Source organism: Microbacterium sp. ARD31 (genome assembly GCF_031844425.1).
On record NZ_JAUZVE010000026.1, the window covers coordinates 83,993 to 99,187 of the forward strand.

The 15,195-nt window shown below is 73.6% G+C and carries 17 protein-coding genes; 10 read left to right on the forward strand and 7 right to left on the reverse strand.

Features of this window, described 5'->3' with window-relative positions:
- Nucleotide 1: 1 nt before the first annotated feature.
- Nucleotides 2–1,306: an FAD-dependent oxidoreductase gene (locus Q9S36_RS35430; RefSeq protein WP_311289489.1), complete on the forward strand. Its 1,305-nt coding sequence runs from the start codon at nt 2–4 to the stop codon at nt 1,304–1,306.
- On the opposite strand, the gene Q9S36_RS35435 is transcribed toward Q9S36_RS35430, so the two are convergent.
- Nucleotides 1,307–1,918 (reverse strand): SIMPL domain-containing protein, encoded by a 612-nt coding sequence (locus Q9S36_RS35435; protein ID WP_311289490.1) that lies wholly within the window; start codon nt 1,916–1,918, stop codon nt 1,307–1,309.
- Nucleotides 1,919–1,952: 34 nt separating this feature from the next.
- Nucleotides 1,953–2,843, reverse strand: coding sequence for a methylenetetrahydrofolate reductase [NAD(P)H] (gene metF, locus Q9S36_RS35440; protein ID WP_311289491.1), 891 nt, complete (start codon nt 2,841–2,843; stop codon nt 1,953–1,955).
- Nucleotides 2,844–2,906: 63 nt separating this feature from the next.
- On the opposite strand from metF, the gene Q9S36_RS35445 reads away from it, so the two are divergent.
- A complete protein-coding gene (locus Q9S36_RS35445) occupies nt 2,907–3,971 on the forward strand; it encodes a polyprenyl synthetase family protein (protein ID WP_311289492.1) in 1,065 nt (354 codons plus the stop codon).
- Here the strand turns inward: Q9S36_RS35445 and Q9S36_RS35450 are convergent.
- Genes Q9S36_RS35450 through Q9S36_RS35460 form a run of 3 tightly spaced genes read right to left on the reverse strand, consistent with a single transcriptional unit; the run spans nt 3,968 to nt 5,293 of the window.
- Entirely contained in the window at nt 3,968–4,402 is a 435-nt protein-coding gene (locus Q9S36_RS35450) for a barstar family protein (RefSeq protein WP_311289493.1), read from the reverse strand. The two genes, Q9S36_RS35445 and Q9S36_RS35450, sit on opposite strands and share 4 nt — an antisense overlap.
- Before the next feature lie 4 nt (nt 4,403–4,406).
- Nucleotides 4,407–4,922, reverse strand: a complete 516-nt coding sequence (locus Q9S36_RS35455) for a ribonuclease domain-containing protein (RefSeq protein ID WP_311289494.1) — start codon at nt 4,920–4,922, stop codon at nt 4,407–4,409.
- Nucleotides 4,922–5,293, reverse strand: coding sequence for an Rv2175c family DNA-binding protein (locus tag Q9S36_RS35460; RefSeq protein WP_311289495.1), 372 nt, complete (start codon nt 5,291–5,293; stop codon nt 4,922–4,924). The genes Q9S36_RS35455 and Q9S36_RS35460 overlap by 1 nt, the downstream gene beginning before the upstream one ends.
- Nucleotides 5,294–5,441: 148 nt before the next feature.
- On the opposite strand from Q9S36_RS35460, the gene Q9S36_RS35465 reads away from it, so the two are divergent.
- The 6 genes from Q9S36_RS35465 to Q9S36_RS35490 all read left to right on the forward strand — a co-directional run bounded on the left by Q9S36_RS35465 (nt 5,442) and on the right by Q9S36_RS35490 (nt 11,636).
- Nucleotides 5,442–5,981 carry a lytic transglycosylase domain-containing protein gene (locus Q9S36_RS35465; RefSeq protein ID WP_311289496.1) on the forward strand — a complete coding sequence of 180 codons (540 nt, stop codon included), beginning with the start codon at nt 5,442–5,444 and terminating at the stop codon, nt 5,979–5,981.
- 52 nt (nt 5,982–6,033) lie between these two features.
- Complete coding sequence (locus Q9S36_RS35470; RefSeq protein ID WP_311289497.1) at nt 6,034–6,834, forward strand: glycoside hydrolase family 16 protein; 801 nt, start codon at nt 6,034–6,036, stop codon at nt 6,832–6,834.
- 114 nt (nt 6,835–6,948) lie between these two features.
- Entirely contained in the window at nt 6,949–9,123 is a 2,175-nt protein-coding gene (locus Q9S36_RS35475; RefSeq protein WP_311289498.1) for a PASTA domain-containing protein, read from the forward strand.
- Nucleotides 9,124–9,140: 17 nt separating this feature from the next.
- The gene (locus Q9S36_RS35480) at nt 9,141–10,040 is read left to right on the forward strand and encodes a DMT family transporter (RefSeq protein WP_311289499.1); all 900 of its coding nucleotides are present in this window, start codon (nt 9,141–9,143) and stop codon (nt 10,038–10,040) included.
- Between the two features lie 47 nt (nt 10,041–10,087).
- Nucleotides 10,088–11,137, forward strand: a complete 1,050-nt coding sequence (locus Q9S36_RS35485; RefSeq protein ID WP_311289500.1) for an NADase-type glycan-binding domain-containing protein — start codon at nt 10,088–10,090, stop codon at nt 11,135–11,137.
- 4 nt (nt 11,138–11,141) lie between these two features.
- A complete protein-coding gene (locus Q9S36_RS35490) occupies nt 11,142–11,636 on the forward strand; it encodes a GNAT family N-acetyltransferase (RefSeq protein ID WP_311289501.1) in 495 nt (164 codons plus the stop codon).
- A gap of 3 nt (nt 11,637–11,639) precedes the next feature.
- Here the strand turns inward: Q9S36_RS35490 and Q9S36_RS35495 are convergent, their stop codons facing one another.
- Nucleotides 11,640–12,644 carry a GntG family PLP-dependent aldolase gene (locus Q9S36_RS35495; RefSeq protein WP_311289503.1) on the reverse strand — a complete coding sequence of 335 codons (1,005 nt, stop codon included), beginning with the start codon at nt 12,642–12,644 and terminating at the stop codon, nt 11,640–11,642.
- 131 nt (nt 12,645–12,775) lie between these two features.
- Here Q9S36_RS35495 and Q9S36_RS35500 point away from each other — a divergent pair, with 131 nt between their 5' ends.
- Both Q9S36_RS35500 and Q9S36_RS35505 read left to right on the forward strand, forming a co-directional pair.
- The gene (locus Q9S36_RS35500) at nt 12,776–13,270 is read left to right on the forward strand and encodes a SigE family RNA polymerase sigma factor (protein ID WP_311289504.1); all 495 of its coding nucleotides are present in this window, start codon (nt 12,776–12,778) and stop codon (nt 13,268–13,270) included.
- Nucleotides 13,267–14,505: a hypothetical protein gene (locus Q9S36_RS35505; RefSeq protein WP_311289505.1), complete on the forward strand. Its 1,239-nt coding sequence runs from the start codon at nt 13,267–13,269 to the stop codon at nt 14,503–14,505. Before Q9S36_RS35500 ends, Q9S36_RS35505 begins: the two co-directional genes overlap by 4 nt.
- 43 nt (nt 14,506–14,548) lie before the next feature.
- On the opposite strand, the gene Q9S36_RS35510 is transcribed toward Q9S36_RS35505, so the two are convergent.
- Entirely contained in the window at nt 14,549–14,995 is a 447-nt protein-coding gene (locus Q9S36_RS35510) for a hypothetical protein (protein ID WP_311289506.1), read from the reverse strand.
- Between the last annotated feature and the right edge of the window lie 200 nt (nt 14,996–15,195).

Genomic DNA, 15,195 nt, shown 5'->3' on the forward strand with positions numbered 1-15,195 from the left:
CGTGGCGCGCGTGGTGGTGGTGGTGGGCGGTGGCTTCGGTGGCATGGCCGCGGCGGCCCGGCTCGCCAAGCTCGGCCACGACGTCACCCTCCTCGAGCGCTCGGCCCAGCCCGGCGGGGCTCTCACCACGGTCGAGCGCGACGGCTTCGCCTGGGACGCCGGCCCGACGACGACACTGCTGCCTGCGGTCGTGCGCGACCTCTTCCGCAAGTCCGGCCGTCCGCTCGAGCGCGAGGTCGACCTGCAGCCGCTCGACCTGGTGCGCGAGCACCGCTTCGACGACGGCACTACGCTGCGCCTGCCCGGCGGGTCGAGGTCGGCACAGCTCGCCGCCGTCGACGCGCTCGGTCCCGGCCTGGGCCGCCAGTGGGTCGACCATGTGGCGACGTACGGCGACGTGTGGGAGCTGCTGCGCAAGGAGTGGTTCGAGCGGCCCTTCGACCCCGACGTGGCGCCCCGCGAGCTGACCGACCTGCTCGGTCGCCGCGAGTCGCTGAGGAAGCGGCTGCGGCGGGCCTTCACCGACGAGCGGCTGCGGCTGGTGGCCGGCCACCGCCTGGTCATGGACGGCCACGACCTGGGTGACGTCCCGGTCTTCGCCGGCGTCGACCTCTATCTGGAGCAGCGCTTCGGGACCTGGACCGTCCCGGGCGGCCTCGCCGCGCTGGGCACGGCGATGGCCGAGCGCCTGGCGCTGCGCGGCGTCACGGTGCTGACCGCGACCGAGGCGCTCGACCTGGTCGTCGGGGACCACGGCGTCACCGGGGTCCGGACGGCGGACGCCGTCGTCCCGGCCGAGCGGGTGGTGGTCGCCGTCGACCCGCGCCGCCTGCCCGCCCTCGCGCCCTACGTCAGGAGGACGATGCCGGCGATCCCACCGGTCGTGTGCCACGTCGGGCTCGAGGGCGACGTGCCCGAGGTGCCCCACGAGGTGGTCGTGCACGGCGACCCGCTCCTCGTCGTGCGCACCGGGGGCCGCGCGCCCGAGGGCGGGGCAGCCTGGACCGTGCTGGGCCGCGGCCGCCTCGCCGAGGACCCGCTGCTCGCGCTCGCACGCAGCGGCCTCGACGTGCGCCGGCAGGTGGTCGCCCGGGTCGACCTCTCACCGCGCGAGCTGGTCGAGCAGTGGGGTGGCTCGCCGCACGGGGTGCTGTGGCAGGGACCGCGCACGGCCCGCACCCGGCTGGGCCCGCGGACCCCGGTGCCGGGCGTGCTCACGGCCGGCGCCCACGCGACGACGGGCTCCGGGCTGCCCTTCACCGGGCTGAGCGCGGCGCTCGTGGCCGAGCTCATCGGGCGAGCCTGATCAGGCCAGCTCCCACACGACCGTGACGGCCGTGGTCACCGTCGTCTCCCCCGGCTCGACCCCGCCGCCGGAGTCGCGCGCCATCGCGACCTTGACCAGTGGACCGGGGCCGGGGCCGTCGCCGCCGGTGGTCTCGACGACCGACTGCACGGCGCCCAGCCCAGCGCCGGCCATCCGGGCAAGCGCGGCCGCCCTCTCGCGGGCGTCGTGGAAGGCCGCCTCGCGCGCCTTGCCGCCCGCCCCGTGGTCCTCGGTGACCTCCAGCCCGACGCTGTCGACGGCCAGGCCGTCGCCGACCTCGCGGGCCAGCTCGGCGAGCATCGTCCCGGCCTCGGCGAGGTCGGCGCACGCGAGGGAGAAAGCGTGGCGCGCCTCGTAGCCCTGGCGGCGCCCCTCGTGGTCGTGGAACGGCCACACGGAGATGCCGGTCGAGGCGATCCTCCGGGTCTCCGTGTGGCGGCCCGCGACCTCGACGACGGTGGTCGCGCTGGCAGCCATGGCGTCGTACGCCTCGGCCACGCCGGCGCCGCGGGCCACCGCGGCGACCCGGACGACGGCGCTGTCGGGGGCGACCCTGGCGGTGCCGGTCCCGGTGACGGTGACGGTGCGCATGACGCCACCGTAGTGCGCCGCCGTGGCGCCCGGCTCAGACGGTGATGCGCAGGTTGTCGAAGATCTCGCGCGTCGCCTTGGAGCGGTTGAGGGTGTAGAAGTGCAGCCCCGGCGCCCCGGCGTCGAGCAGCGCCTCGCAGAGCTCGGTCGCGATGGCGATGCCCTCCTCGCGCAGCCGCGCGGGGTCGTCGACGTACGGCGTCAGCCGGGCGCGGACCTCCTCCGGGAGCTCGCGCCGCGACAGCTCCACCATCCGCTCCATCGACCGGAGGTTCAGGATGGGCATGATGCCCGGGATGATCGGCAGGTCGGCGCCGACGCCCTCCGCGCGCTCGACCAGCGCGACGTAGTCGGAGGCGCGGAGCACCATCTCGGTGACGGCGAACTCCGCCCCGGCGTCGTACTTCGCCTTCAGCACCCGCGCGTCCTGGTCGAGGTCGGCCGCGTCGACGTGGCCCTCGGGGAACGCCGCGACGCCGATGCGCATGTCGGGGCGTCGCCGGATCAGGCTCACCAGCTCGCTGGCGTAGGTGAGGCCGCCGTCGGTGGGCGTCCACGGCGTGCCGGGCCCGCCCGGCGGGTCGCCGCGCAGCGCCATGACGTGCTGGACGCCGGCCGCGTCCAGGTCGTCGAGGATCGCCTCGATCTCGCCGGTGGTGTGGCCCACGCAGGTCAGGTGGGCGACCGGGAGCAGGCTGGTCTCGCGCGCGATCCGCGCGGTGATCGCCACCGTGCGGTCGCGGGTCGTGCCGCCGGCGCCGTAGGTCACCGACACGAAGGTCGGTGCGTAGGGCTCCAGCTCGGTGATGGCCTGCCAGAGCTGCTGCTCCCCCGCCTCGTCCTTGGGCGGGAAGAACTCGAAGGAGAAGGATCGGTCTCCGCGCGCGAGCAGCTCGCGCATGCTCAGTCCCCGTGCGTGCGTCATACGCAACAGCCTACGGAGGGATGCGCCGTCCGGGGCATCCCGTCCCATGTTTAGGCTGAATAGGTGACGACCTGGGACCCCGCAGCCTTCCGCGACGAGGTCCAGGAGGTGCTCGACGCGTTCCTCGACGACCGGGCCGCCGAGCTCTCCGCGCTCGGCCCGGACGCCGGACGCCTGGTCGACGAGGCGCGTACGGCGGTCCGCGGCGGCAAGCGGTTCCGCGCGGCCTTCTGCCACTGGGGCTACCGCGCCGTCCGGCCGCAGGTCGACGACGCCTCGGCGCTGGCCCGCGCCTGCGCCTCGCTGGAGATGCTCCACGCGAGCGCCCTGGTCCATGACGACTACATGGACGCCTCCGACACCCGTCGCGGCCGCCCCGCCACCCACCGCGCCTTCGAGGCCGAGCACCGCTCCGCCGGCTGGCGCGGCGACCCGGCCCAGTACGGCGCCGCCGCCGCGATCCTGCTCGGCGACCTCCAGCTGGGCTGGGCCGGCGACATGCTCCGCCACAGCGGGTTCGCCGCCGACGAGGTGGCGGCCGGGCTGCGGCTGTTCGAGCTGTGCCGCAACGAGGTGATCGCCGGGCAGTTCCTCGACGTGTCGGTGCAGGCGCGCGGGCGGGCCGACGTCGACACCGCGATGACCGTGCTGCGCTACAAGTCGGCGAAGTACTCCATCGAGCGGCCGCTGCACATCGGCGCGGGCCTCGCCGGCGCCACCGACGTACAGCTCGAGCAGCTCACCCGCTTCGGCCTGCCGCTCGGCGAGGCGTTCCAGCTGCGCGACGACCTCCTCGGCGTCTTCGGCGACCCCGAGGAGACCGGCAAGCCCGCCGGCGACGATCTCGTGGAGGGCAAGCGCACCGTGCTGGTCGCGCTCGCGCTCGACGCCGCTCCCCCGGCACGCGCCCGGCGCCTCGACGAAGCCCTCGGTACGCCGCTGACCGCCGACGACGTCGACGAGCTGCGCGGCATCATCGAGGACTCCGGCGCGCGGGCGCAGGTCGAGGAGGTCATCGGCCACCTCGCCGACCGGGCCGTCGACGCGCTCCGCTCAGCCGACGTGGACCCCGGCGCCCGCGAGGTCCTGACGGAGCTCGCCGCCGCCGCCACCCAGCGAAGGGTCTAGTCGAGGCTGGTGATTCCCGGAACCGGCGGGCCGTCGCCGCGGAGCAGGACGGTGAAGGGCACGCCGCGGTCGGCGTGGACGCGTGAGCCGAGGACGCTGAGCGCGACGTTGAAGGCGCGCTCGTCGGCACGGGCGAGGGTGCCCCAGCCGTCCCACAGGAGGACGACTCCGGAGGCGTGGGCGCCGACGTCGTGGAGGCAGTCGGCGAGCGCGTCGAAGTTCTGCCCGTAGTAGTCGGGGAAGTCGAGCGCCTCCCCCACCGCGGCGAGGAAGCCGGCCTTGCTGTCGCCGGCCGTCCACCCGTCGACGTGCCCGAAGGCCCAGCCGGCGTGCTCGACCGCGTGGCGTACGTCGTCGACCTCGAACGCACCGTGCCAGAGGTGGATCCCGGGGGCCTCGTGCCCCGCCAGGACTGCAGCCAGACCGCTCATGCGTCTACCTCGCTATGCGTGAGAAGGACCGGTAGTGGTCGCCCGTGTAGTAGAGCTCCCCGCCCTCGCCGGCCACGATCCGCCGCGCGCCGCGGTCGTCGCGTCCGGGAGTGGGGACCGTGTACTCCTTGTAGTAGCCCAGCGGGTGGTCGGGCAAGAGGTCCTCACGGTTCTCGAAGGTCGACCCGTCACGGTCGGGCTCCGGGAACGGGCCTCCCGCGTCGATGAGGTCGAGCGTCTCGCCCGCCTCCGGCGGCAGGTCGGAGACCTGGACCACAGGCAGCCCGCTCTCGGGGTCGGTGGTCTCCGACCCGCTCGGGCCGACAGCGGTCGTCGACGACGGCGAGGACGACGACGAGGACGACGACGAGGACGACGACGTGGTCGAGCTGTCCGTGGCGCGCCCGGACGGGTCGGCCTGCCCGCCCCCGTCGACGAGCAGCCAGGCGACGAGGAGCACCGCGGCCAGGAGGACCAGGCCCCACTGGTAGCGCTGACGACCCGTCGTCGGCGCGGCCATCAGTACTCCAGCACCTGCGCGCGCCGCTTGACCTCGCTGCCGCGGTTCTCCCGCAGCGCGTCGATCGGCCGACCCGGGAGGTCGTCGTCGGTGAAGAGCCACGCGATGCACTCGCGGTCGTCGAACCGGTGGTCGTGCAGCAGCGTGAGCAGCCCCGGCAGGCCCTTCACCACCTGGCCGTCCTGGATGAAGTCGGCCGGCACGCGGGGGCCGGCGCCGGGCACCGGCACCGCCTGCGCGAGCTCGTGGTCCTTGACCATCGACCGGACCTTCGCGGGCGTCACGCCGAGCAGCTCGGCGACCTCGCTCCACTCCAGCCACTCGTGGACGAGGGCGGCCAGGTCACGGTCGGCGAGGGGGACGTCGTTCATGGGCCGGAGTCTGTCACGAGCGACACGCCCGACCCACCCGGCGCCTCGCGGCCCCGCGGCACGCTCGGTAACGTCGACTGCTCGTCCGCGCGCTTCCCTCCCACGGGCCTCGGTCCCGTGGGCGCAGCGGACGGGACCAGGAGCAACCGTGCCCCGACGACCCCCATCCCTGACCCGCGCTGTCGCCGCGCTCGTCCTCGGCCTGGCGGGCGCGACGCTCGTCGCCCCGCCCGCGCACGCCGAGGGCGGTGCGCTGCCCGCATGGCAGCACCCCGACGGCGACCGCGAGAAGGTGCGCCGGGTCATCGCCGGGGCCGCCCGCAACCACGGCGTCGACCCCCAGCTCGCCCTCGCGATCGCCTGGCAGGAGTCGGGCTGGCAGATGGGTGTCGTGTCCGACGCCCGCGCCATCGGCGCCATGCAGGTGCTGCCCGCGACCGGCCGGTGGATGGAGCAGTACGCCGGGCGCGACCTCGACCTGCGCAGGCCCGGGGACAACGCGAAGGCCGGGGTCCTGCTGCTGCGGGTGCTCGCGCGGCACACCCAGCGTCGTACGCACAAGATCGGCGCCTACTACCAGGGCCTCGGCGCGGTACGACGGCACGGCCTCTACGAGGAGACCCGGGCCTACGTCCGCAACGTGGAGGCGATCAAGCGGCGCCTCGAGGCAGGGCGTCCGCCCGCCTGATCGCCGGCCCGCGGACTTGTCGGCGCCCGGACGCCCTTCGTACGGTGTCCCGATGCGCTCCCTCCGCCCCGTCCTCGCCGCCGCGCTCGTCGGCCTCCTGGCCCTGACGATCTCGCCGGCGGTCCCCCCTGCCTCCGCCGACCACGTCCACGGTGCGCCCGGCCCGGTCCACGCCGGCAACACCTACGGCTGGTACCAGCACGGCGTGTTCCGCCAGGAGTTCGTCGGCGCCAAGCCGGCGTACTGGAAGAAGGCCGGCCGGGGCGTCGTGCGCACCCAGAACGGCATGCTCACCCTGATGACGACGCGCAAGGGCAGCGTCTCGGCCACGCTCGACCTGCCGGGCCACACCTACGGGCGCTGGGAGATCCGCGCCCGCGCACGCCGGATGGGCACCACTCCCGGCGGCAGCAACTACAAGGTCGTCACCGAGCTCGTGCCGGCCGGTGACCGCGAGCAGCACTGCGGCGGGCGCGACATCGGCCTGCAGAACTTCACGCTCGGGAAGAACACGGTGAAGTCCTACGTCCACACGCTGCCGAACAACTCCTTCCGGGGGTTCAAGGACCGCCACCTGCGCAACGACCGGTGGCACACCTATGCCGTCGAGGTCGCCGAGGACCACATCTCGTGGTTCGTCGACGCCCACGTCGTGCACACCGAGCGCCGCGATGCCGCGCTCGACCCGGTGCGCCGCCAGCTCAAGTTCGAGCTCCGGGCGCAGGGCAACGAGAAGATGCACCCCGCGCGGATGCAGATGGACTGGATGCGCTACTGGACGATGCGCGCGCCCAACGAGCGCTCGATCAAGGCCCCGCAGTTCGAGCTGAGCACGTTCAACGACGCCTGCTGAGCGTTCCGCGGGGACCCGGCGCCACGCCGGAGCCGCCGCTGAGAGCGGCGCCCGGGGCGGTTTCCGTACGATGGGCGCGCCGGATCCTTCCCCGTCCGGTGTTGGAGGTCGACTGTGGAGCCACCCGAGCACGCCCGCGCAGCAGCGCCCGGCGCCAGTGGCGACCCCCTGGTCGGGCGGCTGCTGGAGCGTCGCTACCGCATCGGCGCCCGGGTGGCGCGCGGCGGCATGGCGAGTGTCTACGAGGCCACCGACACCCGGCTGGACCGCACCGTCGCCGTCAAGGTGATGCACCCCGGGCTGGGTGACGACGAGGACTTCGCCGCGCGGTTCGTGCGCGAGGCCCGCGCCGCCGCCCGGCTCAACCACCCGCACGTGGTGGGCGTCTACGACCAGGGTGACGACACCTCCGACGGCTCGGACACCGTCTTCCTCGTCATGGAGTACGTCCCCGGCCACACGCTGCGCGACGTGATCCGCAAGGAGGCGCCGATGCCACCGGCCAGGGCGCTCGCGCTGCTGGAGCCGGTCGTGTCCGCGCTCGCCGCCGCCCACCGTGCCGGGCTGATCCATCGCGACGTGAAGCCGGAGAACGTGCTGATCGCCGACGAGGCGCACGGCGGTCAGGTCAAGGTGGCCGACTTCGGCCTGGCGAAGGCGGTCAGCGCCGACACCCAGCACACCGCCACCGGCGGGGTGCTGATCGGCACCGTCTCCTACCTGGCGCCTGAGCTCGTCGTCGACGGGCGCGCGGACGCCCGCGCCGACGTCTACGCAGCGGGCGTGGTGCTCTATGAGCTGCTCACCGGCAGCAAGCCGCACGAGGGCGAGTCGCCGATCCAGGTGGCCTACCGCCACGTGCACCACGACGTCCCCCTCCCCTCCGTCGCGGAGCCGGGCATCCCCGACTACGTCGACGCCCTCGTCGCCCGCGCCACCTCACGCGACCGGAGCCAGCGGCCCGCGGACGCCTCCGTGCTGCTCCACCACGTGCACCGCGTCGCGCAGGCGTTGCGCGAGGGCCTCGACTCCGACCCCGAGCTGGCCGGTGACCTGATGCCGCGCCGCACCCCCGCGGCCGACCTCGCCGACGTGCACGGCGACGCCACCATGCCCCAGCCCTTCGACGCGGCGGCCCTCGCGCTGCTGACCGAGGTCGACCCGCGCGACTCCGGGCTCGTCGACGACGGCAGCCCGGACCGGACCACGGCGCTGGAGCGCCACCCGGCGCCGGCGGCCACAGCGGGGGCCACAGCGGCGGCCGAGGCGCCGGCCACCACCGCGATGCCCGTCCGGGCACCGGAGCCCTCACGCGACGAGGCCGACCGGAAGCCGCCGCCGGCCCGCCGGCCGTCGCGCGCTCCCAGCCCGATCGCCCCGGTCACCACGACGGCCCGCCGACGCTCGGTCAAGGGCCCGCTCGTGCTGCTCCTCTCCCTCCTGCTGGTCGCCGGCATCGGCGTCGGTGCCTACTGGTTCGGCTGGGCGCGCTACACCACGACGCCCGCCGTGCTCGGCCTCGACGAGGCGGCCGCGGGCGCCCGGCTGGAGCGGGCCGGGCTCGACCCGGAGGCCGGCGAGCCGGCGTACTCCGAGAACGTCGCGGCCGGACTGGTCATCGCGACCGACCCCGGGCCCGGTGGCAAGGTGCTCGACGGCGGCACCGTGACGCTGACCCTGTCGCTCGGGCCGGAGCGCTACGACGTCCCCCAGCTGGAGGGCCAGACCGAGGACCAGGCCCAGGACGCGCTGGCGGCGACCAACCTCGTGTTCGGCACGAGCGTCGGGCGGTGGAGCGAGACCGTCCCGGAGGGACAGGTGATCCGCACCTCGCCGAAGGCCGGCACCACGGTGAAGCCGGGCGCGACCGTCGACCTGGTGCTCAGCAAGGGCCGCAAGCCGATCACGGTCAAGGACTGGACCGGCAGGTCCCTCGACGCGGCCCGCGCAGCGCTGGAGAAGCGCGGGCTCGAGGTCAGCGTGACCGGCGAGGAGTTCAGCGACACCGTCGCCGAGGGCGACGTGATCTCCCAGGACCCCACGACCGGCACCCTCTTCCGCGGCGACACCGTCTCCTTCGTGGTGTCGAAGGGCCCCGAGCTCGTCGAGGTGCCGCGCGTGCGGGCGATGGGTGTGGAGGCAGCCACCGAGCTGCTCCAGGGCCTCGGCTTCGACGTGCGCACCGAGGAGGCCGACGGCTACCTCGGCCTGGGCTTCGTCTTCAGCTCCGACCCCGAGCAGGGTGACCAGGTGCCGAAGGGCTCCACGATCACGTTGTTCCTGATCTGACCCCCTAGCCTTCTGCGGTGGAATCCGCGCACGACCGTCGTACGACCCTGCTCGCGGCGGCGGCGCTGCTGGCCCTCGCCGCCTGCTGGGGCTCGACGTTCTTCCTGATCAAGGACCTGCTCGACCGGGTGCCCACGCTGGACTTCCTGGCGGTCCGCTTCGCCATCGCCTCGCTGGCCCTGCTGGTCGTGGCGCCGCGGGCCGTGGGCCGGCTGTCCCCGCTCGTGCGCCGCCACGCGGTCGTCCTCGGCCTGCTCTACGGCGTCGCGCAGATCCTGCAGACGGCCGGTCTGGCCCACACGCCGGCGAGCATCAGCGGCTTCGTGACCGGCCTGTACGTCGTGTGCACGCCGCTGCTGGCCGCCGCGATCCTGCGGACCCGCATCCCGCCCGTCACGTGGGTGGCCGTCGTGCTCGCCACCGTCGGCCTGGGCGTCCTGGCGCTCAACGGCTTCAGCATCGGCTACGGCGAGCTCATCACGCTGTCCTCGGCCGTGCTCTACGCCCTCCACATCGTGGCCCTCGGCGCCTGGTCCTCGGCACAGGACGCGATCGGCATGACGATCATCCAGATCATGGTGATCGCGGTGGTGTGCACGCTGGCGACGGTGCACGACGGGATCGTGCTGCCCGAGCGCACCTCCGACTGGGTGTCGGTCGCCTACATGGCCGTCATCGTCGGCGCGCTCGGCCTGCTCGGGCAGACGTGGGCGCAGGCGCACCTGCCGCCGACGCGCAGCGCGATCATCATGAGCATGGAGCCGGTCTTCGCCTCCTTCTTCGCCGTCTGGCTCGGCGGGGAGGACCTCACCACGCGCCTGCTCGTCGGCGGCTCGATGGTGCTCGTCGCCATGCTGACCGTCGAGCTCGCGCCCCGCCGCGTGGTCGAGGGCGAGGTCCCGCACATCGCGGTCTGAGCGGCAAACGGCGCCCGCGGGTGGGTGGGGCCCCTTATCGTGGCCCCGTGGACACCTGTGTGCGGTGCGGGGCCGAGCTCGGTGTGGGACGGTTCTGCCTCAACTGCGGGCACCCCATCGGGGCGCCCGCCCCGGCCGTGCCCCGCACGGCCACCACGCCGACCATGGTGCGCCCGCCCGCAGACTCTCCCGCAGCCCCGCCTGCCGACCGGTCCGCCAAGCCGCCTGTCGAGCCGCCCGTCGCCCCTGCCGCGCCTCGCGCCGCCCTGCCCGTCCAGGCGGCGGACCCCACCCCGCTCCCGCCCGCGGCGCCCCCGGCGGCCCCCGACTGGGACCCCGAGCTCGACCTTCTGCCCTACGAAGAGGTCGACGAGCTCGAGACCGAGGACCCGCTGGCCGGCCGAGCGTGGCTCTTCTGGGTCGTCGGCGCCGTCGCGCTGGTCGCGCTGGTGCTCGTCCTGCTCCGGGTCTTCGACAGCGAGCCCGTCGACGACACCGCGACGGAGCAGCCGGCCGGTCAGGCCGGGGCGTCGCCCGGTGACGGGTCGGCGGCACCGGACGATCCGGAGGCTGGGAGCGAGGGGTCGGGAGAAGACGAGGCCCCGCAGGGCGTCGGCCCCCGGGTCGACCTGGCCGAGTCCGCCACGTTCACCGCGCCCGGGACCGCCCCTCCGACCCAGGACTTCGACGGCAACCTGGTCGCCTACGAGGCCAGCCAGATGGGAGACGGCAACCCGGCCACGACCTGGCGCACCCCGGGTGACGCATCAGGTCAGTCCGTCACGATCACCCTGGCCCAGGCAGGCGTGATCAACCGCGTCGGGCTGGTCAACGGGTACGCGAAGAAGGTCGCCGGCGTCGACTGGTACCCCAACAACCGCCGGATCCTGGGCGTCACGTGGGCCTTCGACGACGGCAGCTCGGTCGACCAGACCTTCGCGGAGCGCCCTGCCATGCAGATGCTGAAGGTGCCGCCGGTCGAGACGGGCACGGTCACCCTCACCATCACGTCGGTGACGCCGCCCGGCGCCGGCCCGCTGGGGCGCGACTACACCGCCATCAGCGAGATCGCCCTCATGGGTCGCAACGCCGCCTGATCGCATGCCGCGCACGCTCATCACGCCCATCGACGACGAGGAGTCCGGACGCCTGGCGGTCGGCGTGTGGCAGGCGGCACGCCGGGCCGCCGGCAACCTTCCGTCCGAGGCCCGCAGCGAGCGGGTCGCGGCGAAGGTCGCCCGCGGTGCCGAGGCGGGCGAGGTCGCCCTGCTCGCCCACTACGGCGAGCGCGCGGCCGGCATGCTGGTCGCCGAGCCCTTCCAGGACGAGGACGGCCCCGACGACGCCTGCGGTCACCTGTCCATGGTCTTCGTCGACCCCGCCCTGTGGGGCTGCGGCGTCGCGAGCGCCCTCATGCGCTCGCTCCAGCGCGGCGACCACGGCCCGGGCTGGACCCGGCTCTCGGTCTGGACGCGGGCGACGAACCTGCGGGCGCAGCGGCTCTACCGCGCCCGCGGCTTCACCGACACCGGTGAGCGGGCGACCCTCCACGAGGGCGAGGTCATCAGCCGCTGGGAGTGGCGCGCGGGCGGGTGAGGATCAGCCGAGCCGGGCCAGCACCGCGGCAGCGCGCTCGGCGTCGGCACGCGTGACGTCGAGGTGCGTCACCATGCGTACGGCGCGCGGGCCGACCGCAGCGATCCGGACGCCCTCCTCGGCCGCGGCCGCCACGAAGCCGGCCGCGTCGGGTCGTTCGACGACCACGATGTTGGTCTGCACGTCCTCCGGGTCGAGACCGAGCGCCTCCCCGAGCAGCCGCGCGTGCGCGTGGTCGTCGGCCAGCCGCTCGACGTGGTGGTCGAGGGCGTACGCCCCTGCCGCCGCCAGCACGCCCACCTGGCGCATGCCGCCACCCATCCGCTTGCGTCGCACCCGCGCCTCGGCGACGGCGTCGGCCGAACCGACCATCAGCGAGCCGATCGGCGCGCCCAGCCCCTTGGACAGGCAGACGGCCAGCACGTCGGCGATGCGCCCGTAGTCGGCGAGCGGGGTGCCGGTCGCCACGTGGGCGTTCCAGAGGCGGGCGCCGTCGAGGTGGATCCGGGTGCCGCTCGTGTCGGCCCACACCCGGAGCGCGCGTAGGTCCTCGAGCGGGAGCACGGTCCCGCCGGCGAAGTTGTGGGTGTTCTCGACCGACACGGCCGCGGTGGGCACGAAGAACGGCCCCATGTCCGGGGCGAACATCGCCTCGATCGCGGCGAGGTCGACCTGGCCTCGGGGCGCGGTCCAGGTCCGCATGGTGATGCCGGAGATCGCGCCGTGGGCACCGAGCTCGGCGCGGGCGATGTGCGCCGAGGACTCGCACAGCACCTCCTGTCCCGGCGCCACCAGCGACGCGACGGCCAGCACGTTGGCCATCGACCCGGTCGGCGTGAACAGCGCGGCCTCGTGGCCGAACATCGCGGCCACCCGCTCCTCGAGCGCCGTGACCGTCGGGTCCTCGCCGTAGACGTCGTCGCCCACCTCGGCGCGTGCCATCGCCGCACGCATCGCCTCGGTCGGCCGGGTCAGGGTGTCGGAGCGCAGGTCGATCACACCGGTCATCCAACCAGCCGCCCGTCGGCGTACCGAAGCGGACCATCGGCCTCGAAGTCGCACCAACCCTGACGGGGTGCCGAAGCGTTCTCCTTGTGAGAGGTTCGAGCACGGGATCACACCAACGGGGGAATCGGCGAGTGGACGACCAGGAGTTCACCGACTGGGCGGCGGGCTGCCAACAGTCCCTGCTGCGATCGGCCTACCTCCTCACCGGAGACCTGCACCGTGCGCAGGACTTGGTGCAGGAGGCGCTCGTCAAGGTCGCGCTGCGCTGGCACCGCCTCAGCGACCAGAACCCCACCGCCTACGCCCGCCAGATCGTCGTCCGCGACAACGTGAGCTGGTGGAGACGTCGCCGGGAGACCACCGGCACAGAGCCTGACCTCACGGTGACCGACGACGCCAGCAGCGATCCCGCCGCTGCACTCGTCGTGCGGCAGTCGTTGATGCGGCTCACACATGCCCAGCGGGCAGTCGTGGTCCTGAGACATCTCGACGACCTGTCGGAGCGCGAGACCGCCGAGATCCTCGGCGTCAGCATCGGGACGGTCAAGAGCCAGAACGCCGCCGCGCTCGCCCGGCTCCGAACCGGCGCCCCGGAGCTGCTCGACCTCACGGGAGGAAACCCATGAACGAGCTCCACGACCTCCTGGCGCGCGCGACCGATCGCGTCGACAACCCTCGCCTCGAGCACGAGGCGCTCCAGGTCGCGCGACGTCGACGCACGCGCCGTCGGGGCGCCGCCGCCGCGGCGGTCGCATCCGCCCTGGTCGTGACGGTCGTCGTGGGCGTCCAGGGCGTCGACCGCGTCAGCTCACCTCAGCCGGCCGCCCCCACGCACACGACACCGACGTCCCCACTCGATCCCACCCCTCCGCCGAGCCCATCTCACCCAGACGGCGTCGGGAAGGTCTGGCCCGTCTGGGATCCGCGTGAGGTCGACCAGCTCCCGGCGGCGCCCGACGACGTGGCACCCACGCTCCCCCGCACGATCGCCCCGCCGCCATCGTCTCCGCAGCTGAGCGACTCCCCGATCGACGTCGCGGTCGTCGCAGTCGAGCAGGACGGTGTCGCCCAGGTGCTCGGGCCAGGTGGTGAGTGGAGGACGGTGCCGATCACCGGCCGCTACCCCACCCTGTCACTCAGCCCGCGCGGCACCCGGCTCGCGATCTCCTACTACCTCGACGGGGAGCCGTCGGAGCACGACTACGGCGTCACGGTCCACGACCTCGCCAGTGGAGCAGCAGCGCACTTCCCGGTGCCTGACGGCTTCGTGCCCCGGGACGACACCGGCTGGTCGTTCTACGACGAGGACACCCTCCTGCTGGTCACCGGCACCCAGGCCTACACCGTCGACGCGCGCACCGGCGAGACCGCGGAGACCACCGCCCCCAGCGGGATGGAAGCGACCTTGGACCCCGAAGGCAACTGGCTGACCAGCGCCGACTTCGACCAGCCCAACATCCTCACCGACCACGCCGGAGGCACGCCTCGAGACGTGAGCATGGACCGCACGGGCCGCCTGTCGCGCCTCCAGGCGAACGAGGACACGGTCGTCGGGACGACGTACGACGACCAGCAGTTCAGCGTCGTGGTCGCCGACCGCGAGACGCTGACCCCTCAGCACCGGCTCCCCGTGCTCGACCCGGAGGCGAACTACAGCAACTGGGGCCTGGGCACCCTCGCCCTCGCTGACGACGGCACCGTCCTGCTACGAGTCGCCAAGATCGGTCGACGCGGTGGTGAGGGTTCGCGGGTGGTCGCCTGGAAGCCCAGCACGGGCGAGCTGTCGATCGTCAGCACCACAGCCCTGCCGATAGAGGCGCTCGTGGTCTACGCCGCGGGAGCGCTACGCGAATCCCGGTAGGGCCTGAGACCGACGAGCGAATGAGGTGGGGTGCGGAGCGGGATCAACCGAACGCCACGGGTTGCCGCCGGAACAACCACGTCAGCTCGGCCTGCGAGGCGTCACCCCAATGATCGATGACCGCGTAGCGCGTCTTGCTCTCGGGCACGTGGAAGGACTCATCGAGCACAGCCCCGGTGTCGGACTCCGCCGTGATCTCGTGGTCGCCCGGAGACAGGCTGAGGGGGAAGCTGACCCAGTTGTGCTGCCCCTCGACATGGAACTCGCCATCGACCACCGTGACGCCGTCCACAGCGATCGTCATGCGGACCAGCTCCTCGTCGAAGGACTGGTTGCTGGCGAACAGCACGAGGTCAGCCTGTCCCTCGTCCACGAGCCTGACGTCCGCCTCGGCGGCCAGCACATCCGGGTGCGGACGAGGGTCAGCGCCCTGAGCCTCCCCGCAGGCGACGACCCACGGGGCCAGGACAAGGGCGAGGGCGGAGCGCACGTACACGAACGTGGGACGCCGCGCATGCCCGAGCGGTTCCTTCCCTGCGGAGACGTCCGATGATGCCCATGTCAGTGTGCGGATCTGCCGACGTCCGCAACGGATGGCACCCATGATCGGGCATGCTGCCTGGGTGAGCGACGCATGCGACCACGACGCCATCCTGACCGGGGCTCGGAGCCGTCGGAGTGCCCTTCGAT